General features: G+C 43.8%; 30 protein-coding genes. 16 read left to right on the top strand and 14 right to left on the bottom strand.

Going from position 1 to position 25,457, the window contains the following annotated elements; translation table 11 throughout:
- Position 1: 1 nt before the first annotated feature.
- From VEA_RS21810 to VEA_RS21800, 3 genes are all read right to left on the bottom strand, one after another.
- Positions 2 to 1,561, bottom strand: coding sequence for a methyl-accepting chemotaxis protein (locus tag VEA_RS21810; RefSeq protein ID WP_006742186.1), 1,560 nt, complete (start codon positions 1,559 to 1,561; stop codon positions 2 to 4).
- A 345-nt stretch (positions 1,562 to 1,906) separates the two neighbouring features.
- Positions 1,907 to 2,257 (bottom strand): DUF3147 family protein, encoded by a 351-nt coding sequence (locus VEA_RS21805; RefSeq protein ID WP_005392525.1) that lies wholly within the window; start codon positions 2,255 to 2,257, stop codon positions 1,907 to 1,909.
- A 51-nt stretch (positions 2,258 to 2,308) separates the two neighbouring features.
- Positions 2,309 to 3,385: a nickel/cobalt efflux protein RcnA gene (locus VEA_RS21800; RefSeq protein ID WP_006742187.1), complete on the bottom strand. Its 1,077-nt coding sequence runs from the start codon at positions 3,383 to 3,385 to the stop codon at positions 2,309 to 2,311.
- Between the two features lie 136 nt (positions 3,386 to 3,521).
- Between VEA_RS21800 and rcnR the strand changes: the two genes are divergently transcribed.
- The 3 genes from rcnR (at position 3,522) to VEA_RS21785 (ending at position 5,343) form a co-directional block, all read left to right on the top strand.
- Positions 3,522 to 3,794 carry a Ni(II)/Co(II)-binding transcriptional repressor RcnR gene (gene rcnR, locus VEA_RS21795; RefSeq protein ID WP_041853119.1) on the top strand — a complete coding sequence of 91 codons (273 nt, stop codon included), beginning with the start codon at positions 3,522 to 3,524 and terminating at the stop codon, positions 3,792 to 3,794.
- A gap of 197 nt (positions 3,795 to 3,991) precedes the next feature.
- Positions 3,992 to 4,918, top strand: coding sequence for a zinc dependent phospholipase C family protein (locus tag VEA_RS21790; protein WP_006742189.1), 927 nt, complete (start codon positions 3,992 to 3,994; stop codon positions 4,916 to 4,918).
- Positions 4,915 to 5,343, top strand: a complete 429-nt coding sequence (locus VEA_RS21785) for a hypothetical protein (RefSeq protein WP_006742190.1) — start codon at positions 4,915 to 4,917, stop codon at positions 5,341 to 5,343. Before VEA_RS21790 ends, VEA_RS21785 begins: the two co-directional genes overlap by 4 nt.
- Positions 5,344 to 5,467: 124 nt before the next feature.
- Here VEA_RS21785 and ppiC read toward each other — a convergent pair whose 3' ends face one another.
- Complete coding sequence (gene ppiC, locus VEA_RS21780; protein WP_074189873.1) at positions 5,468 to 5,809, bottom strand: peptidylprolyl isomerase PpiC; 342 nt, start codon at positions 5,807 to 5,809, stop codon at positions 5,468 to 5,470.
- A 214-nt stretch (positions 5,810 to 6,023) separates the two neighbouring features.
- Here ppiC and VEA_RS21775 point away from each other — a divergent pair, with 214 nt between their 5' ends.
- A complete protein-coding gene (locus tag VEA_RS21775; RefSeq protein WP_005392519.1) occupies positions 6,024 to 6,938 on the top strand; it encodes a chemotaxis protein in 915 nt (304 codons plus the stop codon).
- Between the two features lie 101 nt (positions 6,939 to 7,039).
- Here the strand turns inward: VEA_RS21775 and VEA_RS21770 are convergent, their stop codons facing one another.
- The 4 genes from VEA_RS21770 to hutW all read right to left on the bottom strand — a co-directional run bounded on the left by VEA_RS21770 (position 7,040) and on the right by hutW (position 10,164).
- Positions 7,040 to 7,576: an ATP:cob(I)alamin adenosyltransferase gene (locus VEA_RS21770; RefSeq protein ID WP_006742191.1), complete on the bottom strand. Its 537-nt coding sequence runs from the start codon at positions 7,574 to 7,576 to the stop codon at positions 7,040 to 7,042.
- A 97-nt stretch (positions 7,577 to 7,673) separates the two neighbouring features.
- Entirely contained in the window at positions 7,674 to 8,204 is a 531-nt protein-coding gene (gene hutZ, locus VEA_RS21765) for a heme utilization protein HutZ (RefSeq protein WP_006742192.1), read from the bottom strand.
- Between the two features lie 56 nt (positions 8,205 to 8,260).
- Entirely contained in the window at positions 8,261 to 8,764 is a 504-nt protein-coding gene (gene hutX, locus VEA_RS21760; RefSeq protein WP_041853164.1) for a heme utilization cystosolic carrier protein HutX, read from the bottom strand.
- 29 nt (positions 8,765 to 8,793) lie between these two features.
- Positions 8,794 to 10,164: a heme anaerobic degradation radical SAM methyltransferase ChuW/HutW gene (hutW, locus tag VEA_RS21755; protein WP_006742194.1), complete on the bottom strand. Its 1,371-nt coding sequence runs from the start codon at positions 10,162 to 10,164 to the stop codon at positions 8,794 to 8,796.
- A 160-nt stretch (positions 10,165 to 10,324) separates the two neighbouring features.
- Here hutW and VEA_RS21750 point away from each other — a divergent pair, with 160 nt between their 5' ends.
- From VEA_RS21750 to VEA_RS21725, 6 genes are read left to right on the top strand one after another with little or no spacing between them, the layout of a single operon-like run.
- A complete protein-coding gene (locus VEA_RS21750) occupies positions 10,325 to 11,074 on the top strand; it encodes an energy transducer TonB (protein ID WP_041853118.1) in 750 nt (249 codons plus the stop codon).
- A complete protein-coding gene (locus VEA_RS21745) occupies positions 11,074 to 11,772 on the top strand; it encodes a MotA/TolQ/ExbB proton channel family protein (RefSeq protein ID WP_005392513.1) in 699 nt (232 codons plus the stop codon). Before VEA_RS21750 ends, VEA_RS21745 begins: the two co-directional genes overlap by 1 nt.
- On the top strand, positions 11,769 to 12,182 hold the full coding sequence (locus VEA_RS21740; RefSeq protein WP_012842437.1) for an ExbD/TolR family protein: 414 nt from the start codon (positions 11,769 to 11,771) through the stop codon (positions 12,180 to 12,182). The genes VEA_RS21745 and VEA_RS21740 overlap by 4 nt, the downstream gene beginning before the upstream one ends.
- Positions 12,183 to 12,210: 28 nt before the next feature.
- Positions 12,211 to 13,080 carry a heme/hemin ABC transporter substrate-binding protein gene (locus VEA_RS21735; protein ID WP_012842436.1) on the top strand — a complete coding sequence of 290 codons (870 nt, stop codon included), beginning with the start codon at positions 12,211 to 12,213 and terminating at the stop codon, positions 13,078 to 13,080.
- A 9-nt stretch (positions 13,081 to 13,089) separates the two neighbouring features.
- Positions 13,090 to 14,127 carry a FecCD family ABC transporter permease gene (locus VEA_RS21730; RefSeq protein WP_012842435.1) on the top strand — a complete coding sequence of 346 codons (1,038 nt, stop codon included), beginning with the start codon at positions 13,090 to 13,092 and terminating at the stop codon, positions 14,125 to 14,127.
- A complete protein-coding gene (locus VEA_RS21725; RefSeq protein ID WP_006742198.1) occupies positions 14,127 to 14,909 on the top strand; it encodes a heme ABC transporter ATP-binding protein in 783 nt (260 codons plus the stop codon). Before VEA_RS21730 ends, VEA_RS21725 begins: the two co-directional genes overlap by 1 nt.
- A 191-nt stretch (positions 14,910 to 15,100) precedes the next feature.
- Here VEA_RS21725 and VEA_RS21720 read toward each other — a convergent pair whose 3' ends face one another.
- Positions 15,101 to 15,562 carry a TetR/AcrR family transcriptional regulator gene (locus tag VEA_RS21720; RefSeq protein ID WP_005392508.1) on the bottom strand — a complete coding sequence of 154 codons (462 nt, stop codon included), beginning with the start codon at positions 15,560 to 15,562 and terminating at the stop codon, positions 15,101 to 15,103.
- 607 nt (positions 15,563 to 16,169) lie between these two features.
- Between VEA_RS21720 and VEA_RS21715 the strand changes: the two genes are divergently transcribed.
- Positions 16,170 to 16,469: a YfcZ/YiiS family protein gene (locus VEA_RS21715; protein ID WP_005375307.1), complete on the top strand. Its 300-nt coding sequence runs from the start codon at positions 16,170 to 16,172 to the stop codon at positions 16,467 to 16,469.
- Between the two features lie 73 nt (positions 16,470 to 16,542).
- Here VEA_RS21715 and VEA_RS21710 read toward each other — a convergent pair whose 3' ends face one another.
- Positions 16,543 to 16,815, bottom strand: coding sequence for a YnjH family protein (locus tag VEA_RS21710; protein ID WP_006742199.1), 273 nt, complete (start codon positions 16,813 to 16,815; stop codon positions 16,543 to 16,545).
- 317 nt (positions 16,816 to 17,132) lie between these two features.
- Between VEA_RS21710 and VEA_RS21705 the strand changes: the two genes are divergently transcribed.
- Complete coding sequence (locus VEA_RS21705; RefSeq protein ID WP_006742200.1) at positions 17,133 to 17,732, top strand: hypothetical protein; 600 nt, start codon at positions 17,133 to 17,135, stop codon at positions 17,730 to 17,732.
- Positions 17,733 to 17,806: 74 nt separating this feature from the next.
- On the opposite strand, the gene VEA_RS21700 is transcribed toward VEA_RS21705, so the two are convergent.
- Complete coding sequence (locus VEA_RS21700; RefSeq protein ID WP_006742201.1) at positions 17,807 to 18,916, bottom strand: 1-acyl-sn-glycerol-3-phosphate acyltransferase; 1,110 nt, start codon at positions 18,914 to 18,916, stop codon at positions 17,807 to 17,809.
- 191 nt (positions 18,917 to 19,107) lie between these two features.
- On the opposite strand from VEA_RS21700, the gene VEA_RS21695 reads away from it, so the two are divergent.
- On the top strand, positions 19,108 to 19,716 hold the full coding sequence (locus VEA_RS21695; protein WP_006742202.1) for a cupin domain-containing protein: 609 nt from the start codon (positions 19,108 to 19,110) through the stop codon (positions 19,714 to 19,716).
- Positions 19,717 to 19,843: 127 nt separating this feature from the next.
- Here VEA_RS21695 and VEA_RS21690 read toward each other — a convergent pair whose 3' ends face one another.
- Together VEA_RS21690 and VEA_RS21685 are read right to left on the bottom strand one after the other, a co-directional pair.
- A complete protein-coding gene (locus VEA_RS21690) occupies positions 19,844 to 20,326 on the bottom strand; it encodes a hypothetical protein (protein WP_006742203.1) in 483 nt (160 codons plus the stop codon).
- Between the two features lie 14 nt (positions 20,327 to 20,340).
- Entirely contained in the window at positions 20,341 to 20,874 is a 534-nt protein-coding gene (locus tag VEA_RS21685) for a nicotinate-nicotinamide nucleotide adenylyltransferase (RefSeq protein ID WP_006742204.1), read from the bottom strand.
- 177 nt (positions 20,875 to 21,051) lie between these two features.
- Between VEA_RS21685 and nadE the strand changes: the two genes are divergently transcribed.
- On the top strand, positions 21,052 to 21,882 hold the full coding sequence (gene nadE, locus VEA_RS21680) for an ammonia-dependent NAD(+) synthetase (RefSeq protein ID WP_006742205.1): 831 nt from the start codon (positions 21,052 to 21,054) through the stop codon (positions 21,880 to 21,882).
- An 82-nt stretch (positions 21,883 to 21,964) separates the two neighbouring features.
- On the opposite strand, the gene VEA_RS21675 is transcribed toward nadE, so the two are convergent.
- Positions 21,965 to 23,782 (bottom strand): hybrid-cluster NAD(P)-dependent oxidoreductase, encoded by a 1,818-nt coding sequence (locus VEA_RS21675; RefSeq protein WP_006742206.1) that lies wholly within the window; start codon positions 23,780 to 23,782, stop codon positions 21,965 to 21,967.
- 268 nt (positions 23,783 to 24,050) lie between these two features.
- Between VEA_RS21675 and VEA_RS23660 the strand changes: the two genes are divergently transcribed.
- Entirely contained in the window at positions 24,051 to 24,215 is a 165-nt protein-coding gene (locus tag VEA_RS23660; RefSeq protein WP_005375297.1) for a YqaE/Pmp3 family membrane protein, read from the top strand.
- Between the two features lie 155 nt (positions 24,216 to 24,370).
- Entirely contained in the window at positions 24,371 to 25,399 is a 1,029-nt protein-coding gene (gene pyrC, locus VEA_RS21665) for a dihydroorotase (RefSeq protein WP_012842433.1), read from the top strand.
- The last annotated feature ends 58 nt before the right edge of the window (positions 25,400 to 25,457 follow it).

Below are 25,457 nucleotides of genomic sequence, written 5' to 3'. Positions count from 1 at the left end.
TTTAAATTCTAAACGCTCCTACGTGACGATCGAGAGTTCTCGATAATTCCGCAAGTTGTTGACTTGATTCTTCCAATTGCTCACTCGCCGTTAGCGCGTTTTTCACGGAGTGACTGACGGTATCCATATTCATGTTAATTTCATTTGCTACCGTCGATTGCTGTTCTGTTGCCGTTGCCACCTGAGTATTGATATCCAAAATAGTGGTCACTTGATCTGCAATTGCCTCTAGTGCTTGTCGAGCGAGCTCCGTTTCTGCAGTGCCTTCTTCAATTAGGGTTCTACTATTACTCATTGAATTAACCGCACTTTGGGCTTCGGTTTGCAACTGATGGATCATGTTGTCAATTTCATCAGTGGACTGAGCCGTTTTAGTTGCAAGATTACGAACCTCGTCTGCCACTACGGCGAAACCTCGTCCGGCATCACCGGCGCGCGCTGCTTCAATAGCGGCATTTAACGCTAGTAGGTTCGTTTGCTCAGAGATCCCTCTAATGACTTCGAGAATACTACCAATCGACTGAGTGTTGTCCGCAAGGCTTACGATAATATTGGAAGTACTGTTCATCTCGTTTTCAAGATTCGTCATCGCCGTCTTGGTGCGTTCTAGCGTCTTGTAGCCATCTTGAGTTTCATTACTTGCCGTACTCGCAGCACTCGCTGCACCAGCAGCATTTGACGCAATTTCGTGGACGGTCGCGATCATTTCGTTCATAGACGTGACAACCAGCATGGTTTGCTCATTCTGCTCCTGCCCTCTTGCAAGCGCTTGTTGAGATTGTCCACGCAGCGCAACAGCAGAACCATTCAGATCCACACCAGTATTTACAACTTGTGTAATGATTTCATGTACCTTGCCAACAAACACGTTGAACGCCGAAGAAATTTGTGCAACTTCGTCATTACCTTTTGCTGGTAAACGAACCGTTAAGTCTCCGTCACCTTTCGAAATGTCTTGCAACGCCTCCTTAAGCGCAGAGAGCGGTCGCATCAGCTTGTTGAGTAGCAGCGATAGAGCCAACACACACAGAACGAAGATCACCACCATGGAAATCAGTTGGGAAGTAATAATTCCATTCGTCGCTTGGCTTACTTCTGTAATAGGAATACCAATATCAAACGTGCCGTACAACTGACCATTCACGTAGATCGGCGCCATGATATCAAACACCCACACTTTCTGGACATCGGCATACCACTTTGAATACTGTTGTACCCCCTTGGTTGCACCTTCAACGGTGTAGTTATCATTGTAGGTTTTATTTAGCTTTTGCTTATCACTGTGAGCAACCGCCGTCACATTGCGATCAATTACGACTGCATAGCTTACGTCTGAACGTTGCTTCAAACCCTCAACGAGCGATTGTAAGTCTTGCATTGGGTTGGCTGAGTTCTCCAAAATATAACTTGCATTTCCTGCTAAAAACTCAGCTTGAACTTGGGATTTGTTTAAGATGATGTCATCGATTTTCTGACTCGAAATTAGGTACGTTGATGCCATACTTGCCACGACAGCAATACCAAACATGGCGCAAACGGCTAATAAGATGATTCTTTTCATTTTAATTGTCTCGGTACAATTCAATGTGATGCTCACGACAGAGCGTTAAGCCTTTCGCCTCTTATAACCAACACAAACTGTATTTTTAGCCTGTCTGGCAAAGCTAGACGTAACTTTGTAGCCACTGTATCTGCCTGATTACCGATAACTTTAGAATGAAGGAAGAAAAGTCTTCAAAACGTCACATTTCTACGAGGTTTGGCTGAAAGACAAGAGAGCAATCGCTAACTTCAAGTAAGCGGCCACACTAGCATCGAGAGTTAAAGAAAGAGTTCTAGTTAGAGCCTTGAAAATATAAATAAGCGAACGCTTCGACCTATATTCTTACAATTCTCCTTTGCTCAATTAAGTTAATTCTATTCCAAATTCTTTGATAACGATGGTCACAATGAAGAAACAAACGATTGAAATAATGGCGCAAATTCCCAAAGAGAACCAAAATGAGTATCGGCTCAGTAAGAAAGGAAAAACTAGAAACATCGGCAATGTAGGCAGTACATACCAAAAAGTATAAAACGCGTGGTTCGCGAGCTTTTCCTGTCCTTGCCCTTCAATATACATCCAAATCAAAGCTAAAATAGTGACCGTCGGGAGCGCGGCAATCAGCGCTCCCGCTTTATCACTTCTCTTGGCAACTTCAGATATAAGCACCACTATTCCTGCGGTTAACGCGTACTTAGTAATCATCCACAACATGAAAGAGCTACCTTTAATAAACAAAAAGCGACGTAATAATTACAACAGAGCTTAGCTCATTAACGTCGTAAACCCGTGCATGCCCATATATACACCAACGGCACTAATCAAGATCCCCGATAGATAAGGTGCACGACGAGCCACATCGTTCAAACCACTCCACTTCGATGTTGCTTTTTGAACGCCCACTGCCGCGACAACACCAACCGCAACTAAAGTTAACGCTAGACCAATACTGAACGACACCACCAAGGTTGCACCAAGTGTCATGGCCTTAAGTTGCAAACAAATGAGTAAAACAGTGACCGCCGCCGGGCATGGTATTAACCCACCCGTCAAACCAAACAGAAGTATTTGTCCATTGGTAACATCTCGATCGCCAAAGCGCTTTTGAATATCTAGAGCGTGAGCACGCTCATGAGCATCTTGGTACTCTTTATTCTCACTTTCCGAATGGGAATCCGCATGAAAATGCACCTCGAAATCGTGGGTGTGATCATGGTGCCCGACCATCAATGTGACGAAAAAATCATCAGAGGCTTCAATACAGGAGGCAGATTCCAAATAGCCATCGCGCTCAATAAAGTGATAAATATCAGAAGGCTGTCTGATTGCGTTGGGTAGCACTAGTTTAACGCTTTCAGCCGTTAAAGGCTTACCGTTAAGTGTGCGTAACTGAAAACGGCAGTGATGCCCTTCTTCTACGATAGAAAGCGATAGATGCCCATGACCAGTATCGACAACTTGCGTTCTCCAGTCTCGAGCTTGCTTATGAGCTTTGTGCCAAGCTCGCTCATCGCTCCACGTTCTCCAGAACATCCATAAACCCGTCGAGACGATAATTACCCCAGAGATAAGCTGCATCCATGGCTCCGCAGCTTCTGCAGTAAATCTTTGGCTTATATACATCCCACCCGCAGCAATTATCCATACGATCGCCGTATGGGAAAGCGTTGCAGCCAGCCCCAACATAACCGCCTGCTTCACTGTTCCTTTTACGGCCACAATAAACGCCGCCATCATCGTTTTTGAATGTCCTGGCTCTAATCCATGTAACGCTCCTAATAAAATGGCGCTGGGTATAAAAAACCATCCATTACCTTGTTGTAATAATGCGACAAAATCCATTGTTATTCTCAATATGCTCTTCTAAAGTTGCCTTAAACTATACTCCCCCCCAGTATTTAATACTACCCCCCAGTATAAGATGAGTGCTACATTATCAGTTAGAATCTCGCAGTCAGTAACTTAAAGAAGATAAGTCATGTCCCATACAACCAGAGATCAAAAGAAGCTCAGTACCCGTGTCAGCAAAATACAGGGTCAGGTGAATGGTCTTAAAAAAATGCTGGAAGAAGAACATGAGTGCCAAGATGTGTTGCAACAAATCGCTGCAATTCGAGGGGCTGTAAATGGCTTAATGAAAGAAGTAATTAAAGGCCATCTCATCGAACACGTCGTATTGGAGGAAGAATTAGAAAAGCGTGAAGCTGATATGGAAGTTGTACTAAAAGTGTTGGACTCCTATATCAAATAACACGATTTCATGAATTTTTTGAAGTGCCATTATCGAATTTCATTAAAATAGATAACGCACGTCCTAAGGCGATAATTTGCAAATGCCTCGCTCGATATCCAACACATAAACATTTATTTTTTATAAGACTCGAGTCGCAACGAACATATTGCCTGCATAGTAAACTCCATGCATTTAAACTGTACATGGAGGTTACTATGCCTGGTGCTTTCGCACATATCACAGCGGTAAATGAAGCTTCTGCTAATAATGCATTGATGAAGTTAAACATACCTCAAGAAGCAAAAAAGGCTTTAGCTCAAAATAAACGGTATTTAGAGCTCGGTTGTGTGAGCCCCGACTATCCTTACCTTGCTCTAATGAATTCTGCGCAAAATAAATGGGCAGATAAAATGCATTACAACCACGTTGGTAAGCTAATTGATGCTCTTATTCAGCAGGTAAAAGCCGCAGATAACGAACACTTTGAAAAAACCTTCTCATGGTTATGTGGCTTTGTAGCACATGTAGCAACCGATATTACTCTTCATCCTGTTGTTGAATTAAAAGTGGGCCCTTACGCAGAAAACGCCCAGCAACACAGAATTTGTGAAATGCACCAAGACGCTTATATTTGGCCGTCCAGGATGCAACTCGGAAGTATTGGCCTTGCAGATAGAGTCAGAGAAAACATCGGCAGTTGTGTGGACCAGAGTGACAACAACCTAATAGATCCAGTTATTCGTACTATTTGGTCTAGTGCCCTTTCAGCTACTTACCCTGAATATGCTAAAGAATGCGAACCTGACGTAAACGTCTGGCACGAAGGATTTCAATCCATTGTGGATAATGCTGAGGAGTCGCATCGCTTATTTCCTTGGGCGAGGCATGTGGCTTCCAAGCTAGGGTTAACTTACCCGCTTCCAAACGAAGTTGACTCTACTTATATTCAAGATTTAGAAACGCCAGATGGTATTAAGCACTACGATGAAATTTTTGATAAGGCGATTAAGACAATCCAAATATTTTGGGAAAAGCTGGCAGCTACCATTTATGAAAACCAAGATACTGGCTTTTTTGAAAATTGGAATTTAGACACTGGCCGAAATGAAAACGGACAGCTTAGTGCTTGGGGAAATCTATGAAGCTAATCATCTCTATCACCCTTCTTCTCTCATTGACTTCTTGCGCCACCAAATCTCAATATTCTGAAGAAGTCATGTTTGATATGGCCTCGATTTTAAAAGATGTAGCCCAAGCTGTTGACGGTGAGCTCAAGTTTGGAGACACAGCAGGACTAACAGAGAAAGAAATATTCGAAAATGCGATGTCAGCTAATCCAGCTCAAATCACCAAACTCTCACAGTTAGCTATCGATGGAAACATTTCTAATTATCGAATTCTTTCAGAGTTTCAAGATAATAATGCAGTTATGTTGATATGTGACGGAGATATAGCATTAATGGAAGATGCAGGTTGCAACTCAGAATTTGATAAGATCTATTGGGACTCCCCAAAACCTTACTCATGCCAAATCAAACTTGATGCGGCGGCTATTTGTACTGATTAACAGTAGGGAAAATAGAGGAAATTTATGAGTAATACATGGCTTTAACTTATGCCTGTCATGTATTACTCACAATATGCAGAAACAGGTAATATTTAAAAAGCTCAAGCTTACCTGTAAGAAATCACTACGTTCTGTAAAGCACTTTTACAACATGCCAGCCGAACTTGGTTTTGACTAGATGTGGCGTCAGAACCTCGCCAGAAAAGCACACTTTGTCGAACTGAGGTACCATTTGACCACGGCGGAACTCACCAAGATCACCACCGCGCTTGCCTGACGGGCAAGTGGAATACTTCTTCGCTAGTGTCTGAAACTTTGCGCCTTTTTTCAGTTGCTTGATAATGTCTTCTGCTTGCTCTTTGTGCTTCACAAGAATATGTAATGCGGCTGCTGTATTTGCCATTGATCTATCTCTCACTATTCTGGTCGCGCAAGTGTACCCAATCCCTTTTAACACGCCAAACATTTCTTGTTTATACCTAGGCGGCTTCAAGGTTCAAAGACATGGGACTATCAAACTTTCGGCATAACAAGATTAAAATACAACCAAGTTTTGCTCAGTTAATCACTATTCTTTAAGAGATTGTCTAAAAAGCTCACATTTGTCTCTCCGATGGTTGAAGCCTTCGTCTGATAAGATTAGATTAGACACAATTCGGTGGTATTTATAAGGTTATTTCATGGCAAAAGTCGTTAGTAAAGCGAATCAATCTCAGGGCATGTTGATGTTCAAACTCACCCTGCAACAGAGTTTCGCGATAGGCACGCTAAAAGTCCGTGAAATCGTTCCGTATATGCCAACCACGAAGATCCCTTACTCGCATCATCACGTTATTGGCACCGTCACAATACGTAACTTAACAGTGCCTGTGATCGACATGTCAGCGGCTGTCGGCTTTCGTCCTATCAGTGAAGAAGAATACAAAAATTGCTACTTGATCGTGACAGACTGTTTGCGAACCGTGGTCGCCTTTATGGTTCGTAGTATCGAGAAGATCATTGAATGCGATTGGAAAGCCATTGAAACCCCACCAGCGAGTGCTGGGAAAAATATTTTCGTAACGGGTATTACTCGCTACGAAGACAAAACGGTTCAGATGCTGGATGTAGAACTGCTGCTTTCCAAAATTTATCCGCAATACGAAAACTCAAAGATCCCGATGCTGACAGATGTTGAACGTGAGCGCCTAAAAGCATTAAGCATTCTTTTGGTGGATGACTCTTCCATCGCTCGTAAACAGCTGTGTGATGCTCTTGATAGTATCAATATCGGATACCAAATTTGTAAAAATGGTTTAGACGCATTAGAGCTGATGAAAAGCGAGGCTGAGGCTCATCGACCAATCGATATTTTGGTCAGTGATATTGAGATGCCAGGGCTTGACGGCTACGAGCTAGCATTCGAAGTACAAAATGACTCCGCTCTTAATCACTCATATCGCATTTTACATACGTCGTTATCGAGCGAAATCTGTGTAGACAGAGCTCACCAAGTTGGCGCACACGAGGCGCTTGAGAAGTTCAATGCTGGTGAGCTGATTGAAGCCATGCTGCGCGGTGCAAAAGAACTAGAAGCCAAAGCTATGGCTTCTTAACTCTTAACTAAACAGCCAAGAAGCAAATTGTCGAATATGGGTGTTTTGCGGCCATTTTTTCGCGCAGAAGCTTTGATGTTCGCAGCTGCTAGTTTCTCAGGTCACTTCTTTGGCATCGAGTAACTACGAGATACAAACTCTGTCTCTTCGACTTGATTGATGTGATTAATATAAGAAGCCAAGCTATAAAGTACATTCGCCAATAAGTTCGCGTAACGAAATAGAATAGGGGCAGGTTGTTTCTTACCTGCATGTTCGATCGCAACTAATGCTCGTACCGTTTTTTTAGCTTGGCAACGGCACAAATGCAATTGACTGGATGCTGGGTGCCCTCCAGGTAGAACGAAACCTTTGAATCCACCATCAATGCGTTGCTTAAGTAATTCATAATCTGTCTTTAGCTCTTCAACTTCCGCTTCTGTAATCGCTAGCTTTCCGCGAACCGAACCATTTAGGTGATAAACATTAGGCTGCATTCTTGTCAGTATATCGCGGCTAAACTCGTCCAGATCCATCGCAAGAACTAAACCAATACGACTACAAAGTTCATCTGCCGTGATTTCAAAGTCACAAACCGGACTGTCCTCGTAAATAAAGGGATAGCAAATCTCGCTCAATTCCTTGCTCACAGGCTTCATGCTTTTGTTCCAATATAAAAAAGGGAGCCAGTATAACCTAACTCCCCTTATGCGTTCATTATTCCGAATGCTCGATATTTACATGACCGATTTACAATCAAGCACTTTCGATTTTCTTGTGACCTTCTTGAAGGTGAACAAAATCTACTAAATCATCACCAGACACTTGATACGCCTGACCAAAGCCTTTGACAAATAGCCCCGATTCTGGCTTTAAGTTAAACAACACGAAATCCTCTAGTTGGCTGAGACCATCAATAATCTCACCAAAACGTTCTTTCATTTGTCCAACAACTTGGTGCCACATCTCCGTGTCTCGCTCAACCACATTTGCCACCGCATCAAAAGTTAAGCGCTTACGAGCAAACAACTGCTTTGAAGATTCTTCATCTTCGATCATCATCAAAGAAACGTTAGGATTTTCTAAAAGGTTACGAGCATGACGAGCGATTTTAGAAATGAGTACGAAGTAGCCTTCCTGATTTTGGACATAAGGCGCGTAACTTACATTAGGGCGACCTTCTGCATCGACAGTTGCAAGCTGAAGCGTACGACGCTCCTGACGAAACTCTTTGATCTCTGGCCCTAAACGACCTTGCAAACGCTCTTGTTTAACTTGTTGATCCATATTGATACCTGACTTTACTAATTAGTATTCGAGTTGATCCTCGATTATGTTTGTGATTACTTTTTCAATTCGGCTTGTAAGGCGCGGAATGTGGTGACTTGATCCTCAAGTAGCTCGCGCTTTTCGTTACGGCCTAAATAAACTTTGAAAATATTGCTTCCGCACTCAGAGAAAAAGCCAAAATAGTGACTCTCTCTACCCATAAACGGTTTGCTGACCAACGCGACATTTTTAACATTATCTAGCTTCAAGTGACCGTGTAGCTCACCTTCTCTGCCCATTAAATTGTAATAGCCACGCGCTACTTTTCCCTTTGGGAATGGCGCTTTGACTTCAAAAATAGAGCCAAAAGAGTGAACAATAGTCGTCACCGGGCCGAAACCAACCAAACCTTCTAGAATGCTTTGTGCTTGCGCTCCTGGAGCGATGGCCACCATTTCCTGCGGCAAAGCCGCAACAACCTCAAATTCAGAAATGCCGAGACGTTCTGCCATCGCTGCTGGCAATAATTGCGGTTCTTGCTCTAGTAATGCTTCAACTTGTTGTTTGATTGATTCCATATGTTTTCCGTCTTTTTTCAATTTTTTCATTAATTATTGGATACTTTCGGTACGGTTTCGTTCATCTCTGACGTAAGTATCTGAATACAACCTTGAGCCAATGAAACGGCCCAGAAACTGCCTGCAAGAGTAAGAAGTAGGCTACGTTCATGCAGTTCCACTAAACCTTTTTGCTGCCACACTTTAAATAGAGGCATTAAAAACCCGAACGTGTCCTCCCCCATAAACGATGGCAGTTGGTTTGCCTGAACGATACCGCGATCAAACCCAGATTTGAGTGCAGCAAATAGTGGCTCTAGAGGGCTTTGCTTCATCATCATAGCAATGGTACTTTGCCCTTCTTTGATGGCTTTAATATAGGTCGCCAATGTGCGATGTTGCATCATCCCGTAACCACCGATATTACCTCCAGCGCCACAGCCAATTGGCAGTACCTCTGCATATGTCTTGGCTAAACTGTTGTATAAACTACGTTCACGGTTATCGATTGCCCAATGGTTCACACTCAGTTGCTTCATATGGTGTTTGGCCATAAAGTTCACACCGAGCTCATACATGCCTGCTTTTTCTGGCGTGGTAGCTGGTGGGGGGATTTTTCCTTTTTCTACAAGGTTAAGCATGGGTGCTGAACCACCGACTACCAACTGATATAAGTCCAACCCGTGTGCGCCAGTCGAGAGAAAATCATTTAAATCTTGCTCTAACACTTCTTTGGTTTGATAAGGCAAGCCGTAGAGTAAATCGATAATGACAGGAATTTTGTCTTCGTTGGCAATCTCGCTAACTCGCCTTAGCACATCTTCTCTATCATCTAATCGTTTCGCGCTGCGACGCACTTGTGTATTAAAACTTTGTACACCAAAAGAGAAACGATTAAATCCACCGTCGAGAGCGCCTTGGTATAGCTCATCAGAAAAACGGTTGATGCGACCTTCTAAGGTGATTTCACAATCCGCAGCCAAAGGAAAGTGATCATGAATCGCCTGACCTAACACGCGAACCTGTGCTGGAGACAGATCCGTTGGCGTTCCACCACCAATATACACAGCATGAAAAATACCGTTTTGTGTCCAAGGCAATGCAGCTTTCTCCTTGAGCTCCTGCATCAGTGCGTCAAAGTACTCATCAACCAGTGCGCGGCTCGCAGCATTTTGAAAGAAGTTACAAAAGGTGCAACGTACGCGACAAAATGGAACGTGAATATAAAGACAACGTTTATTGGTCGCTTTAACCGAGTTAGCGGTAACGCTTGAAAAAATCGCCGGTTGCTGAGGTGGAGGTACAGGCACGCTCGCTCCGCCAGCGTGCGCCGAATGTTTCTTAACAAAGGCAAATCGCAATGGGTCAGGGCTATCGCTTCCCAACACTGATTCGTCAAATTTATCGATATCGACGCTCATATATACTCGCTTAGCTCCCACCATATAAGGGGTAGAGGCTCGTCTTTAAAAATCTGCAAGAATCATAATTTGAGCGTAATGATAATGCAATTGATAATTGATCTTATTTCGGTTGTGAGTAATAATCTGCTCAAGTTTTCATAGTTTCCCGAGATATTCCGTGAACGTACAAAGATATGTCATTGCAGGAGGTGCTTCCCTTGCCATCCATGCCGCACTTCTTTTTGTTTCTCAAGAAACGAAAGTGTTCGCGATGCCTGCTGGAAATCCAGCAAGTTCGGTAAGTTTAAACCTTGTATCGGCACCACCACCTACCGTCGAAAAATCCACGCCAGAAAATGTGGCGCCACCAAAAGAGCCGCAGCCTCAGGAGCAGCCTGAGCCAGAAAAGAAGATCGTAAAGAAACAGGTCGTTAAGAAAGACGCTGTTAAGAAAAAGGTAGTGAAGAAAAAAACAGAGCCGATTAAACAATCTAAGCCTAAGACGGTGGAACCAGCCAAAGCCGTAACAAAACAAGAGAATCAGCCCGAAGCCAAACCGAAGAAAAAAACGGAACCGGCGAAGAAAGAGATGGTCGCTCAGCAAACCGCGCCAGCGAGCCAATCCAAAGGGGCAACGTCTCAACCTATTTTGGTCGACAAACCAACGTTTGTGAATCAACCAACTCAGCCTCGCTACCCAAGATCTGCACAACGTCGCGGCATCGAAGGCGTAGCCTTATATGAAATATGGCTCGATGAAAATGGCAATCAAATTAAACAGGTTTTGATTGAGTCTTCCGGCACAGAATCGCTGGACGCCTCAGCGCTTCGTGCCATCAAACAGTGGCAATTTACACCACATATTTCGGGCGGGCTAAAAGTGGCTCACCGAGTACAAGTACCTGTTCGTTTTAAGTTGGATGGATAATGGAACAACTACAAGAATTACAAACTCAACTTGGCCTAATGACATGGCCTTTGATCATTTGCTCAGCCCTCACCGTCATGATCATTACCGAGCGGTTATTCCACGTTTTGATTAGCCTTGGCGTAGGGAAACGAGCCATTCGCCAAAAACTCATTGGGTTAGACCCAACGAATGGAAACGATCTTGAGACGCTTGCAGAAGAATTGTCGCATAAGCGACCGCTCCTTTATCGTGGCGTTGCCATGTTGCTTGCCCATCACTCTTTCTCAAAGTCTCTAAGAGAAGATGCCGCAGGCATTTGGCTACAAGAAAAACGTCATCAGCTGCATTCTGGCCTTCGCTTACTGACGTTGATTGGCGTCATTAGCCCTTTGATTGGTTTGCTTGGTACGGTACTTGGCTTAATTGAGATGTTCAAAGGCATCGCTGTCTCAACGGGGAATATCACCCCGAATGATTTGGCAGACGGTCTAGGTTTGGCCATGCGCACTACTGCAGCAGGTCTTATTATCGCCCTTCCTGCGATTTCAGGAGCACAAATCATTGGTTTGTGGGCGGATCGTGTGATCGCCAAACTCGAACACACATTAAACTATGTCAACTTATGGCTTGAAGGTATCTCTCTGCAACACGTGTCGCCAGACAATTCAACATTAGCAGTGCGCTCTTCTGCAAAGGTCGAGGCAGAAGCACAATGATTAAAACGCCACAAGACAACACTCGTAACGACTTAACTCCTGATTTAACACCGCTGTTGGACATCATTTTTATCGTAATGGTTTTCCTGATGTTAACTGCAGCGGTCAAGCTCGATTCGTTAGATGTCAATTTACCGAGTACAGAATCTCGGGCCGTTGCAAATGTCGATAAGCAATCCATCACGGTAAATATTCTCAAAGACGAGCCTTACTGGGCCATTAACGGCAAGACATACATCGATTGGGACAACTTTACCCTCGCGCTGCTAGAAGAGAGTAAATCAAGCGATAAACCGATTGTGATTGGAGCAGAAAAAACCGCGAACATTCAGTCGCTAGTTCAACTTCTCGGCTTTTTGCAAGAAAACGGAATTCAGGCAACTCAGTTACTCACTGAAGAGCCATCATAAAAATAAGTAAGATAGAGATCCTTTCAAAATGAAGAACACACGTGCCACCATTCATGCTGTTGTTACGGCAGCCATTTCCCTACTTGCGAGTAGCCAACTTTTTGCCAATGAAACACCATCATCAGAGCGTGTTGTTAGTGCAGGCAGTGCCGTCACTGAACTGTTGCTTGAACTCGACGCCAAAGATAGCTTGGTTGCTATCGACGTAACCAGTCAGTTACCAAAAGGCATGGAACTGCCTAAAGTAGGCTACCATCGCCGCCTTTCAGCAGAAGGGTTGCTCGCCTTACGTCCGACAAAAGTCATTGGCTCTGATGAGATGGGACCGAAAACGGCATTGAACCAATTAAAAGCGGCGGGGGTAGATGTAGAAATCGTCAATACCGATGCCAACGTTGAGGGCCTTTACCAACGTATCGATCAAATTGCGAACCTTATGAATCGCCAGGCTAAAGCGGAAGATTTAAAGCAAGATGTGAAAGCGCAAGTTCAAGCACTCAATGCAAATCAACCTGCTCAAGCTCAGAAAAAGAAAGTACTGTTTCTACTCATCCATGAAGGTCGACCTGCGAACGTTGCAGGATCAGAAACCACCCCCGATGCAATTATCCAGCTAGCAGGCGGACTAAACCCAGCTGCTGACCAGCTGTCTTCTTACAAGCCTTTATCCACAGAAGCCATGGTAGAGATGCAGCCTGACGTTATTCTCGTTAGCGGTCGCAGCTATGAAACGCTGGGCGGTGCCGATGCGATTTTAAAAGCAATGCCACTTCTCGCCGCAACACCTGCGGGAATGAATAAAAATATCATCACGATTGACGGTCACGCCCTTGTTGGTGGTTTGGGTCTTAAAAGCCTTGTAGAAGCCGAACGCTTGAATGCGCTGCTTTACCCATAGAGACATGACATGTTGTTAAGACGTATCTCCCTTTCAACGACGTTATCCGTACTTAGCGGCTTTTTAGCATTTGTTGCTATCGCCTCTATTACAGTAGGTCCAATGAGCATTAGTTTCACTGACAGTTTGCGTAGCCTAACAGGAAGCAGTTCTGATCTCGCTCCTCACATTCAGTTGGTGATTAACGAGATCCGATTACCTCGCACCATTTTGTGTATGTTCATCGGCGCCATTTTGGCAATTTGTGGTGTGGTTATGCAGGGCTTATTCCGTAACCCGTTGGCCGAGCCCGGCATCATTGGCGTGTCTGCTGGCGCTGCTCTTGGTGGTGCATTCGCTATTGTTGTATTTGCTGAGTTTAGCCAAAACTATCCGCAGCTAATGAACTTAGCTGCGCTGCCTCTTTTTGCTTTCCTAGGTGGTGCGTTGACGACTATTCTCGTTTATAAACTCGGCACAAGTAAATTTGGTACCTCAGTTACGATTATGTTGTTAGCTGGTGTCGCCATCAGCGCGCTTTCAGGAGCGGCGATCGGTTACATGAACTTTATCGCTGATGATCAGATGCTACGAGATCTAACACTTTGGTCGATGGGCTCATTAGCTGGCGCAAATTGGTCGGGGATAGGCCTATCCGCTGTCACGCTGGTCGTCCTATTATTCTGGTTCCAGAAAAAATCGATGGCGCTAAATGCTCTGCTGCTAGGGGAATCAGAAGCAAGACACTTGGGAGTTCCAGTCCAAAAACTCAAAAGACAGCTTATTTTGCTCTCTGCATTGGGGGTTGGTATTACGGTGAGTATTAGTGGTGCAATTGGTTTTATTGGGCTCGTGATTCCTCACTTAGGACGCATGCTAGCAGGCCCCGACCATAGAACGCTACTGCCAATCTCTGCACTCATGGGAGCGCTGCTTCTTACCGCTGCTGATATGTTTGCTCGTATTGCCGTGGCACCAGCAGAATTACCCGTCGGTATCGTGACCGCCTTGATCGGTGCGCCCTTCTTCATCTACTTATTGTTCCAGCAGAAAGGGAAGATTTTGTAATGAACCAGATCGTTTTATCGGGTAAAAACATTTCGATGAAATTTGGCAAGCGCGTTGTTCTCGATGACATCAATATTGATATCCGAGCTGGTGAAGTGACCGCCCTACTCGGCCCCAACGGTGCGGGCAAAAGTACTTTGCTCAAGCTTCTGTGTGGTGAAATCTCTTCAAATCATGACATCGCCTACTTCGGTAAACAAAAGCATGATTGGGAGCCTGAAAAAAGCGCAAAACACATTGCGATGCTTCCACAGCACAGTACGTTGACCTTCCCATTTCTAGCCAGAGAAGTGGTCGAATTAGGCGCGATTCCGCTATCGCTGTCCAATAAAGAAACCACTAAGTTAGCTTTACATTACATGGAACAAACCGGTGTAATACATTTGGCAGAAAGCCTCTACCCATCTTTATCTGGTGGCGAAAAGCAACGATTACATCTAGCACGCGTGATGACACAGCTACACCAATCTGGCGAGAAACGAATCTTGATGCTTGATGAGCCAACCTCTGCGTTAGATCTCGCCCACCAACACAACACGTTAAAGATTGCTCGTGAGGCCGCGAAAACACAGAACGCCGCGGTCGTAGTCGTGTTGCATGACTTGAATTTAGCCTCCCAGTACGCAGACCGACTTGTACTTTTACATAACGGCAAACTGGTTTGTGATGACACACCATGGAATGCACTGACGCCAGAACGCATTGAGCTCGTTTATGGCTACCGCTCCATCGTGACAAAACATCCAACTTTAGACTTTCCTCAAGTTCACGCCGCCGCTTAGCGTGTCTCTCTTCTGAGCCGTCTATTCTGCTTTCCAAACGACAAAGGCCCGCAATAATCATATTGCGGGCCTTTGCTTTGATATTTAATCGAATCTTGGGCTCAAAAGAGCGGCGAGAAAATTACTGTGTTCTGCCTTGGCTTTATAACCAAAGCAGCAAACAAGTGTTCATCTAGCGCTCTCAATTGTTATTACTTGCTCATTTGGATCAATGAACGACCAATCAACCATTCGAGCTCTTTGTCACCACCTGCGCCAAACTGGCTTTCAACCATTTTGTATAAACGGTCAATACCGTTAGCAGCAAATTCTTGCGCATTTTCGGCCGTAACAATGTGATGGAATAGCAGTCGTAAAATCGCGAGGAACTCAGCATCTTCCAGTGCTTTAATCCAACTTTGTGAAAATGCACTTAGCCCTTTATCAAACTCTAGGTGTTCAATAAACATTTTAAAGATACGGCCATCCAGTGCGGCGGTGAAGTCCGTTTTCTTAGGGAAGTGATGGCTAATACCGGTACGAGATATACCTGTCTGCTGACTTAGAGTCGTGTACGACATTTTGTCGTAACCTAGTCTTAGTAGCTGATCAACAACGGCATCCATGATCTTTTGGATAGTGATTTCGGTATCTTCTTTACTACGCTTTGGCATATTTTAAGCTCTTCTCTTTGTAAATCCATCTAACTCACTATTAAATGAGGCCAGAATGAAATCATTCTTAGCATTATACCCAAGTTGCCCAAGGCACTTCGTTAAGCGAAACCTAAAACTTGAACCGCTAACACCTGCGCATTAAGGCCATTTGGATATATGTACTGCGACTACTTAATATAAAGTTAAGTTCCAAATCATAACGTCTTTACAGTGCGTAATGTGCAATTTGCAGTTATGTTTTTGTCAATACATGCTACTCAAAATAAGGCGAAAAGTTAGTTTCATCAAAACCTTGCGCCATTTATTCATCGAAACTATTCAAAGACCAAGAATGATAATTATTAAAAATAATCAATCAAGAAATAGTCTTATAAATTGTCCATTAGTTCAACTGGGCTGAGCGAAATCTCGTCACTATGTTCGTTAATTGATTTTAAATGTTGATATATATCACATTAACGTTCTTGATGATTTAGTAATCCAATCTTTAACCCTTACTTAACAAGCGCCTATTCTGTTCTTTTTTCATTCAAAACTCGTCATTTTTGTAGATACAGATCAAATACCTGATAGAATACCCTTAGTATTTACAAGAGGATTCGTTATGAGTGTCGAATTAGAAAAAAACCAAGTATGTGAAGCTTGCGGCTGCGCAGGCGAGATTGGCTTCATCATCAAAGAAGGTGACGAAGTTGCCGACGTAACGGTTTTCGCACAGACAAAAACAGAGCTAGAGTCTGAACTACAAAAATACATTGAGCTCGCTAAATCAGTATGTGCTGATGTTGAATACAATGTTTCTGAAATAACAGAAGAGTCAAACCAAGCGACGGCTCGATTCAAATTTGAAGTAAGTGCTGAAAAGCTTATCTTTGAATTAAAAACTCGCTCACTCGCGCGTTAATGGAAAAAGCGAGCTCTGTGCTCGCTTTTTTATTTTTCCGTTATCCTAATATTAAACAGACCGTTTTTGGCGTTTATTTATCTTTTTTGAATACCACCCACTTTAACGAACCATTCGTTTCAAAATCGTTCTCAGCTGTACACATCAGTAATACACCCTCAACATTAATCACGGCTCCGGTGGTATAGGCTTTATCATCGTAGTAACAGATACGCTGACCTACCTTGCCGTCAGCGACCACCAGCGCTTTGCTTTCTGGCGTACTGTATGATTTAGCAAAAGCGGCCCCAGATAGTAGTACTGCTACAACACCAGCGGCAAAAATAGACACTCTTTTTAACTTCATGAAAATCTCCCTCAGACGCTCATGATACTAACAAGGACGCTTGTTCAGTTCTTGGCAGAACCTCATATTCTTCATATCTCTACTGATATTTTTCTTACATTTACTTTTAAATAAACTATATAATCAATCACTTAATCATTCCCTAACTTGCACACTGAAGCAACCCGGCATCGTGAGAGCGTGTATGCTTTCAGATAAAGCCCTAATTTGAAGTTCTTGGGCTAAAAATCAAAAACTGTTAACAAAGTATGCATAATGAGTCTATTTAAGTATAAGATGAGCACTTAAGATCTCTATGTTTAACTAAGTCTCTGGCTATGCGTTTTGTTTCCCTTTTCCTTACCTTGATGCTGCTCTGCTTCCCATCTTTCGCATATGAGCTAGATTACTACTCTAAGTTTGGTCACACAGATAATTACGGTAATCTTGATCTACGAAACAAACCTTACACCCAATTACCTTCTGGGTTAGTGGTCAAAGGCAACTTAAATATCTCGCAAACCCCGATCAAAAAGCTGCCTAAGGGGCTTGATGTTGGAGGCAGTTTGGAAGCAACCAACAGCGCACTCAAAACCATTCGCTCAGGTACAAAGATAAAAGGTTATGCGAATCTACTGGGTAGTAAGATCGAAAACTGGCCTAGGGGCATCAAACTCGGCGGTTATCTGAACTTGACGGATACACCATTAAAAACGCTCCCAGCTAAACTTCGAGTCAAAGGCGATTTAAGTCTTATTCGCACTCCTATCTCTGCTCTTCCTGAAGGATTGGTGGTTGATGGTAACCTTTATATAGGAGGATCAGCGCTACAAGTATTTCCAGACACGATGACGGTGAAAGGGAATATCTTTTTAGGTGGCAACAAGATTACCAAGTGGCCTAGCAATTTAACCCTTGGCGGGGCTGTTGCTCCTTAAAAAGTAGACGAAAAAAAGCCCCGGAAAACCGAGGCTTTAAGGCGTTCATAATCCATCAAGTTCAGTGATGAATATTACTCTTGATTGTTCACTGGGTTGGCATAGCTCGCCACCAAATAAGGTCTTGCACCTTCAGGTAACTGCTCCAATTTATCCGCGAGGTGACGCTTCACCGCCTCTGTGATGATGCTCGAATCTTCGCGTCCAGCCGCTAGCAAGTTGATTGGGTACAACTTGTAGTTGTTGTGAATTTGGCGGTCGATTTCGCCGGCAAGAGATTCTGGCGTTTCAAACTCTTGATCAATCACATCACCAAACGCGACATGCACACGGCCTTTATAACCAATGATGCCCTGAATAATGCTTTCGATATCTTCAAATTCACCTTTTTCATAACGGCCATTTTCTGCTTTTTCGTACAGCTCTTTTGCTTTGGCAATGTCACATGGATCATTTTCATAGGCAATCGAGACAGGAACGATTTTCAAAGAACGCGTGTATTCACCAAAGCTGATCTTCTGCTTGCGGCCTTCAACATGGAACATTTTTAAAATCGCAGGATCAGTAAAGTCGTTTCCATCTTTGGCACGACCTTCCTTTTGGGCAATCCAAATTGAATTACCGGTATCAAGCGAGTGTTTAATGTAGCTCGACAGTTGTCCTAATGCTTTCATCATTTCTCTAGGCGCCTTAGCAGAGCGCTTAACGATGAAGCTTTTATTGAGTCGCATCAATTCTGTCGCACATGGCTTCTTCAGCAGGTTGTCACCAATCGCAATACGAACCGTACGGTGCCCACTTTGGTACAAGCCATAGTTTACTAGCGCAGGGTCCATCGCAATATCACGGTGGTTAGAAACGAATAAGTACGACGTGTTTTTATCCAGCTTATCCAAACCAGAAAAAGTGACGCCATCCGTTGTCTTATTCAATGTATCTTTCAGATACTTCTTCACTTCAATCTGAATCGCTTCTACTGAATCAAGCTTGCTCCATTTAGCTTTCAGATAGATGCGCAGGATCGGGCTCATTAGCGTTTTAAACCACGCTGCTTTATTAGCAAAGCGATGATCGAGAATAGCAGTGATAAATTCATCATCTTGGATTAGACGATCCAGCGCTGCTGGAATTTCTTCGTCATTGTAAGGACGAATTTCAATATAAGGATCGGTATTGGCAGTCATTGTTCATTACATATCAAAAAAAGCTGGCACATTTTACGCATAGTTTTGCTGACAAGCAGCATTTCAACCCATACTTTTAACATGGTCATACCAGTTAGGCTACAATTTCTCATACTAAAAAATTCTCTCAGCTGGTTGGAATCGTATAGGTTTAACGTTACCCTTAGCGCCAAAAAACACTGGTACTCATAATGAACTACGCAATTGAATTTCACGACGCTAAATACCCCTTTCTTGAAGTAGCTGCGCGCAAAAAAGCACTGAAGCACAGTCTGCTGTCTGTCGTCGAAGGGTTAGCCGTCATTAAATTGGGTAAGCAGGAGTATGCCATTGAACCAGGCCAATATTTTTGGATTCCTCAAGGATGTTTGAGCTCCCTCACCTTTTTACCTAATTCTCGTGTATATCGTTGTGATTTTTCTGTGCGTTTAAATGATGACTTCTCACAACAAGCAGGTTTTGTGAAACCTTCACCGCTGCTAAAAGCCCTCGTCGAGAAACTAGCAACAACAGCCGAGCGCTCGGATCTGCAAACCGATCTGCTGACGGTAGTAAGACATGAAGTATTGACTCTCTCTCCTAAACTAGCGCACTCAACGTTAACAAAAACCATCAATCAGTGGACGCCTGGTTGTGACATGGACATTTCTAAAGAGCTGTGCTTGGTACTCACACTCCGTGAAGCAAGAAAAATGAAGCTGTCGGGAAAGAAAAAAGAGCAGATTGTCGATACGCTTTTTGCGGGTAACACAGAAGAATATGAGCAACTTTGCTTTTTGGTCTTTGGAGAAGCGCTATAACTCGCATTCTAACGAGCCATCTTTTCAGTATTACGCAGAGTGACGCGCGCAAAAAATAGAGACTCAGATAAAAATAAAAAGGGCGTACATGGATGATGTACGCCCTTTTTATGTTCGCTCAAGATGACTAGAAGGGAACTTCAATCTGCATCATCCAGTCAGCGTCGTAATATTCGTGCCAACGATAATCAAATCGCATTCTTGGCTGTCCGTCGGATTTATCACCAAAACCCACGCTAAACATCAGGCCATGACTACGGAGCCACTCTTCTGTGTCCATTTTGCTCTCTTCGTCTCGGAGCTCTTCCGGCATCCAAAAACCAAGCCCAAAATAATTCTTTTCTAGATTTTGGGTTAGGAGTGGTGTGTCTTCCGGCTTAATCGCCCACTCTTCCCAATAGTTTTCTGTTGGCCCTTCGAATTTCGCTTCCGCAGCATACCAAATCAACGCATCCGTACTTAATACGCCAATGGAATCTAAAATTTCTTCACAGATAGGAAGGGTGTTATCTTCAAACACAACAGAACGATCAGAAAAATAGTTACACGCAGAATGAGCTTGTGTGACCACAAGCAGCGCACATGCACTAAATACGGCTAATCTGACCATGAAAATCTGACCTCTCAGTTCCCAGATAATGTTTCTTTGTATAAGCCTTCGTTAAGCAACAATTCACAGACGGACGGGGTTGTGTAGGCGTTTATGTCTTCACCCGTAACCAATGCGTTACGTATATCCGTGCTTCTGACTTTTACTTTTTCAGGGCACGCCATAACAGTCCAACGTGCCGTAATCTCTTCTGCTCTACTAAATTTAGCAAATTTGAAGAAATTATCAGGACCTATGACAAAAGTTATATCGGCTGTTGGGTAGATTTCTTGAATTTTTTCTAACAACGCATAGGTTGTCACACTTTGTCCGGGTTGGTACAAAGCTTGCTCTGCATCAGAACGCCGAACATTAGAAAGTCCCATATCTTTGATGAATGCATCAACCATTTTGCACCGAGTTGGGTAATCGAGCATATTCTTGCCCCAAGCGTGTGCAATGCTAGGTTCAAGTAGCACAAGGTCAAAGTGGCTCAATGACTCAATAACACTTTTGTGCCCTAAACTAGGTGGGTTAAATGCACTACCAAAAATGGCGATTTTTTTCATATCCGGCGATTACCTGGTTGAAGAGAGTTTTCTAATCTGATGATTTCGGTATGATACTACTAATCTTTACAGCTTTTGACCCTAAAGTCGTGTTTATCGGTCTCAATTGCATGGTTTATCACCATTTGAGCAAGCGGGCTTTGGTGTCTGAAATATTTGCAGGAAAAGGAACCCTAAATGGAACAATCCATCCGTGATGAAATGCGTGTACTCCCTTCAATTGATCCGCATTTTGAAATTGAACGCCGTATTGCTTTTATTAAGCGTAAGCTACAAGAAGCAGGTTGTAAGTCACTGGTGCTTGGCATTAGTGGCGGTGTTGACTCAACCACGTTAGGTCGCCTTGCCCAGCTTGCAGTAGAACAATTGAATGCGGAATCTGGTACTGACAAATATCAGTTTATCGCAGTACGTCTGCCTTACGGTGAGCAAAAAGATGAAGATGAAGCGCAACTGGCACTCTCTTTCATCAAGCCAACACACTCTGTGTCTGTGAACATTAAAGATGGTGTTGACGGTTTGCATGCGGCGACTGATACCGCATTGCAAGGGACGGGCCTGCTTCCGACTGAAGCCGACAAAATTGATTTCGTAAAAGGTAACGTAAAAGCGCGAGCTCGTATGATTGCACAATATGAAATCGCTGGTTACGTTGGCGGCTTAGTATTGGGAACAGACCACTCAGCAGAGAACATCACCGGTTTTTACACTAAGTTTGGTGACGGCGCGTGCGACCTTGCCCCTCTATTTGGTTTAAGCAAACGTCAAGTCCGCGAGTTGGCTGCAACATTAGGCGCACCAGAACTACTTGTTAAGAAAGTACCAACGGCAGATCTAGAAGAACTAGAGCCGCAAAAAGCAGATGAAGATGCTCTGAACTTAACTTATGAACAGATCGATGACTTCTTAGAAGGCAAACCCGTTCCACAGCAAGTGAGTGATCGTCTGGTAGCGATTTACAAAGCAACGCAGCACAAACGTCAGCCAATCCCGACGATTTACGACTAAGCGATATTTTCCGTTCACTTTTAAACTCAAAACGCTGCTAAAGTTAGCAGCGTTTTTATTGAGAACCGGGGAGCCTTCTCGCTTAGTTTGTTACCGTCACGTCCGTCTCTGGAACAGCACAACACGCCAATACGGTTCCCATCGCACGTTCCTCATCTGTCAACGCAGGCACGTCCGGATGATGTACTTGACCCGACGTAAGCTGAACCTTACACGCGCCGCATAAGCCAGCACGACAGCTATTGCTAACAACCTTCCCTGCGTCTTCAAGCTGTTCTAACAACGTTTTCTGATTATTCCCTACAACTTTCGTCCCATTAAAATCGATCGCTATGCTCTTCTCTGGTCTTGAAGTGACTGAAGATACGCCAAACGCTTCTTGATGGTAGTTTTCTTCTGGCAGCCCTTTTCTTAGTAGGAGATTTTTCGCTTTCTCCATAAAACCATCAGGACCACACACAAACACTTGGCGCTGTTCAATATCTTTGATTTGCTTAATGTGTGACAAACTTAAACGCCCTTTTAACCCAAACCAATCAACGGCAGGCTGCGTCAAGCAGATTTTCACTTCTAACCCCGGGTGCTTACGCTTTAACTGCTCCAACTCAGAGCGACAAGGAATATCATTTTCGGCACGACATTGATGGTAGAAAACCACGTTCTCCAACTGATTGTGATCCGCTAAGTAACGTACCATCGATAGCATTGGTGTTACTCCACTGCCTGCAGAAAGTAACAATAGAGGCTGCGCTTCATGAGTTTTTAGGTGGAACTGGCCATCAGGTTGTTCCGCCTCTAAAACATCACCGACTTGTAAATTGTCTAAGAGCGAATTAGAGACTCTTCCACCTGCAATACGCTTAACAGAAATAGCATAGCGACCCGGACGAGACGGACTGGATGATAGCGTATAGCGTCGACCTACTTTCTTACCATCAATATTCACTTCTATTGGCAGGTGTTGTCCTGGCAAGTAATTAGGTAAAGAACCTTTGTTTGGTTCTAACCATAAGGTCACGAAGTCTTGGGCGATTTCTTCACGCTCAACACATGTTAACGTCATGCGCACTGGCGAGTTATCTGCGTAAAACTCCGGCTCTTTGTACTCCAATACTTCAACTTTATCGCCTTGACGAATAATGCCTTCATTTCGCGCGACAAGATTCTGGCCAAAGAACACACCACCGACATCGTTTGCACGGAACTGTTGCAAGGTCTTGAGCGGCTCTTTGCTCTCACGGAATGTGCCTCTTTGGGTATTCACCGTAGTCAGGATACAGCGCTCGCAAGGTTTGAGAGACTCAAACTCTACCTCACCGATTCGTATGCGCTTCCATGAATCTTCTTCAAACGGCTTGGTATCAGAGACCACTAAGTTAGTACGGAACTGATCCATAGAGTGTTGCTCAGAGCTTCTTCGGTTCAGTTCATCAAGGGAAGCCTGGCTAATCACTAACACCGGATAACCATCGGCAAAGCTAACGTTTTGTCCTAGCTTTTCGCGAACACGATTCGATTGCTCACCACTAAACAACAACTCAACACGTTGACCCAATACACGACTAAACCAATCATCTGCATCATCTGTAGTGGTATATGCAGTAAAGGTGTCTTTCCAAACTGTTGCTGGCGTTTCCTGCATTTTAAAGTCTTGATAACGGATTTTAAGCGGCTCCATCCCCAAACTGCTAAACACAACCCCATCGGATAATAAGGCGGACTTAATGGTTACCATTTGCGGATACTTTCTCGCGGTAATCATAGCGCCATCAGCTTTCGCAATCATAAAACGACGATCGAAGCTCAATCCTTGCTTCTCAACCCATACTGACGACAGCGATAATCCGCCAACTGACTTAACCGGAAAAACATTAATTTGGGACAAAATGGGTTGCGACATAGCCTTCTTCCTACAGGGTGTTTTTTATTTGTTGCAGTATTGTATACCCAAATCACATTAAGGTGCAGAGTCTATTGCCGCTTCATCCAACTCAATTTTTTCTGAATGCTATTCTTATAAATTTGGTTTGAGCGACAAGTATTTACTACACTCAACATTCGCGTTTTTTAACATCGTTCTGACCAAATACCGTTTGATAAAGTGTGATACGGCACACATAATTCATCTGAGTTATCACTGCCCCCATTTATTGATTTGGAGCTTAATTATGGATACAAGAAAACTGGTTCTGATTTTGTTATGTATCTTTCTTCCGCCTGTCGCGGTGTTTATGGAGAAAGGTCTAAATAAAGACTTTTTGATTAACCTAATATTGACGTGTTTCTTCTTTCTGCCGGGTACGATCCACGCGCTTTGGTTAACAATGAAGTAATCACTTACACTCTCACTCTGTAGAAAAGTGAAAAATGGGATGAAATGTGAGGGCAATTCCTCTATCATCCTGTCGCCTAAGCGCAAGCGTTTGCTCAAAAGCAAATACGGCGCTTGGGCTCCAATCAGACAACTTTTCAATGGTGGGAGCAATTAATGACAACACTGACAATCACTCGTCCTGACGACTGGCACGTTCACTTACGCGATGGGGAAGTTCTTAAAGACACCGTTCGCGACATCAGCCGCTACAATGGCCGTGCGCTGATCATGCCAAATACCGTCCCACCAGTTACTACAACTGAGCTCGCCCTAGCCTACCGTGACCGAATTCTAAAAGAGCAACATGGCGAACAGTTTGAACCTTTGATGGCGCTTTACCTCACAGACAACACCACACCAGATGAAATACGTAAGGCTAAAGCCACCGGAAACATTGTTGCTGCCAAGCTTTATCCTGCTGGAGCTACCACAAACTCAGATTCCGGTGTGACCAATGCGAAGAACATTTACCACGTTCTCGAAGCGATGGAAGAAGTCGGAATGTTACTTTTGGTTCATGGCGAAGTAACACATCACGATGTTGATATCTTCGACCGAGAGAAAGAATTCCTTGATACTGTCCTCGCTCCTATCGTCAATGACTTCCCTAATCTTAAAATCGTTCTAGAACACATCACTACCGCCGACGCAGCAAACTTCGTTAATAACGCCTCAGATAACGTAGCTGCTACCATCACTGCTCACCATCTTCTTTTCAACCGTAACCATATGCTTATGGGTGGTATTAAACCTCATTTCTACTGTTTGCCAATTCTTAAGCGCGGAACCCACCAGCAAGCGCTGATCGAAGCTGCAACCAGTGGTAGCAAGAAGTTCTTCCTAGGTACCGACTCTGCGCCACATGCGAAAGGGGCAAAAGAGTCAGCTTGCGGTTGTGCTGGTTCTTACACCGCACACGCAGCACTAGAGCTTTATGCAGAAGTATTCGAGAATGAAGGTAAGCTGGAAAACTTGGAAGCGTTTGCAAGCTTCAATGGTCCTGATTTTTACGGCATTGCGCGCAACACAGATACGGTAACGTTAGAAAAATCCGCTTGGGATGTGCCGGAAACGATGCCATTTGGCAATGATATCGTTGTGCCTATTCGAGCAAATGAACAAATTGAGTGGAAAGTGAAGTAAGTACTTTACTGACGTTCCACCCATAAAAGAGGGTCATGCCTTTCTGTGAAAAGAAGTC

Source organism: Vibrio antiquarius, assembly GCF_000024825.1.
GTDB lineage: Bacteria > Pseudomonadota > Gammaproteobacteria > Enterobacterales > Vibrionaceae > Vibrio > Vibrio diabolicus.
Note: the sequence above shows the minus strand (reverse complement) of the source record. Positions and strands in the feature narration are given on the sequence as shown.

Coding starts and splice junctions, on each gene's coding strand:
- VEA_RS21770 (WP_006742191.1), bottom strand. CDS start 7,576: ATGAAGCCTGTGAGCAAGGAATTGAGCGAGATTTGCTATCCCTTTATT.
- pyrC (WP_012842433.1), top strand. CDS start 24,371: ATGACAACACTGACAATCACTCGTCCTGACGACTGGCACGTTCACTTA.
- VEA_RS21775 (WP_005392519.1), top strand. CDS start 6,024: ATGGCAAAAGTCGTTAGTAAAGCGAATCAATCTCAGGGCATGTTGATG.
- hutW (WP_006742194.1), bottom strand. CDS start 10,164: ATGAGCGTCGATATCGATAAATTTGACGAATCAGTGTTGGGAAGCGAT.
- VEA_RS21800 (WP_006742187.1), bottom strand. CDS start 3,385: ATGGATTTTGTCGCATTATTACAACAAGGTAATGGATGGTTTTTTATA.
- VEA_RS21790 (WP_006742189.1), top strand. CDS start 3,992: ATGCCTGGTGCTTTCGCACATATCACAGCGGTAAATGAAGCTTCTGCT.
- VEA_RS21730 (WP_012842435.1), top strand. CDS start 13,090: ATGTTGTTAAGACGTATCTCCCTTTCAACGACGTTATCCGTACTTAGC.
- VEA_RS21705 (WP_006742200.1), top strand. CDS start 17,133: ATGCGTTTTGTTTCCCTTTTCCTTACCTTGATGCTGCTCTGCTTCCCA.
- nadE (WP_006742205.1), top strand. CDS start 21,052: ATGGAACAATCCATCCGTGATGAAATGCGTGTACTCCCTTCAATTGAT.
- VEA_RS21710 (WP_006742199.1), bottom strand. CDS start 16,815: ATGAAGTTAAAAAGAGTGTCTATTTTTGCCGCTGGTGTTGTAGCAGTA.
- VEA_RS21685 (WP_006742204.1), bottom strand. CDS start 20,874: ATGAAAAAAATCGCCATTTTTGGTAGTGCATTTAACCCACCTAGTTTA.
- hutZ (WP_006742192.1), bottom strand. CDS start 8,204: ATGGATCAACAAGTTAAACAAGAGCGTTTGCAAGGTCGTTTAGGGCCA.
- VEA_RS21720 (WP_005392508.1), bottom strand. CDS start 15,562: ATGCCAAAGCGTAGTAAAGAAGATACCGAAATCACTATCCAAAAGATC.
- VEA_RS21740 (WP_012842437.1), top strand. CDS start 11,769: ATGATTAAAACGCCACAAGACAACACTCGTAACGACTTAACTCCTGAT.
- VEA_RS21690 (WP_006742203.1), bottom strand. CDS start 20,326: ATGGTCAGATTAGCCGTATTTAGTGCATGTGCGCTGCTTGTGGTCACA.
- VEA_RS23660 (WP_005375297.1), top strand. CDS start 24,051: ATGGATACAAGAAAACTGGTTCTGATTTTGTTATGTATCTTTCTTCCG.
- VEA_RS21805 (WP_005392525.1), bottom strand. CDS start 2,257: ATGTTGTGGATGATTACTAAGTACGCGTTAACCGCAGGAATAGTGGTG.
- VEA_RS21675 (WP_006742206.1), bottom strand. CDS start 23,782: ATGTCGCAACCCATTTTGTCCCAAATTAATGTTTTTCCGGTTAAGTCA.
- VEA_RS21735 (WP_012842436.1), top strand. CDS start 12,211: ATGAAGAACACACGTGCCACCATTCATGCTGTTGTTACGGCAGCCATT.
- VEA_RS21695 (WP_006742202.1), top strand. CDS start 19,108: ATGAACTACGCAATTGAATTTCACGACGCTAAATACCCCTTTCTTGAA.
- rcnR (WP_041853119.1), top strand. CDS start 3,522: ATGTCCCATACAACCAGAGATCAAAAGAAGCTCAGTACCCGTGTCAGC.
- VEA_RS21715 (WP_005375307.1), top strand. CDS start 16,170: ATGAGTGTCGAATTAGAAAAAAACCAAGTATGTGAAGCTTGCGGCTGC.
- VEA_RS21700 (WP_006742201.1), bottom strand. CDS start 18,916: ATGACTGCCAATACCGATCCTTATATTGAAATTCGTCCTTACAATGAC.
- VEA_RS21745 (WP_005392513.1), top strand. CDS start 11,074: ATGGAACAACTACAAGAATTACAAACTCAACTTGGCCTAATGACATGG.
- VEA_RS21725 (WP_006742198.1), top strand. CDS start 14,127: ATGAACCAGATCGTTTTATCGGGTAAAAACATTTCGATGAAATTTGGC.
- VEA_RS21785 (WP_006742190.1), top strand. CDS start 4,915: ATGAAGCTAATCATCTCTATCACCCTTCTTCTCTCATTGACTTCTTGC.
- VEA_RS21810 (WP_006742186.1), bottom strand. CDS start 1,561: ATGAAAAGAATCATCTTATTAGCCGTTTGCGCCATGTTTGGTATTGCT.
- hutX (WP_041853164.1), bottom strand. CDS start 8,764: ATGGAATCAATCAAACAACAAGTTGAAGCATTACTAGAGCAAGAACCG.
- ppiC (WP_074189873.1), bottom strand. CDS start 5,809: ATGTTTGGCGTGTTAAAAGGGATTGGGTACACTTGCGCGACCAGAATA.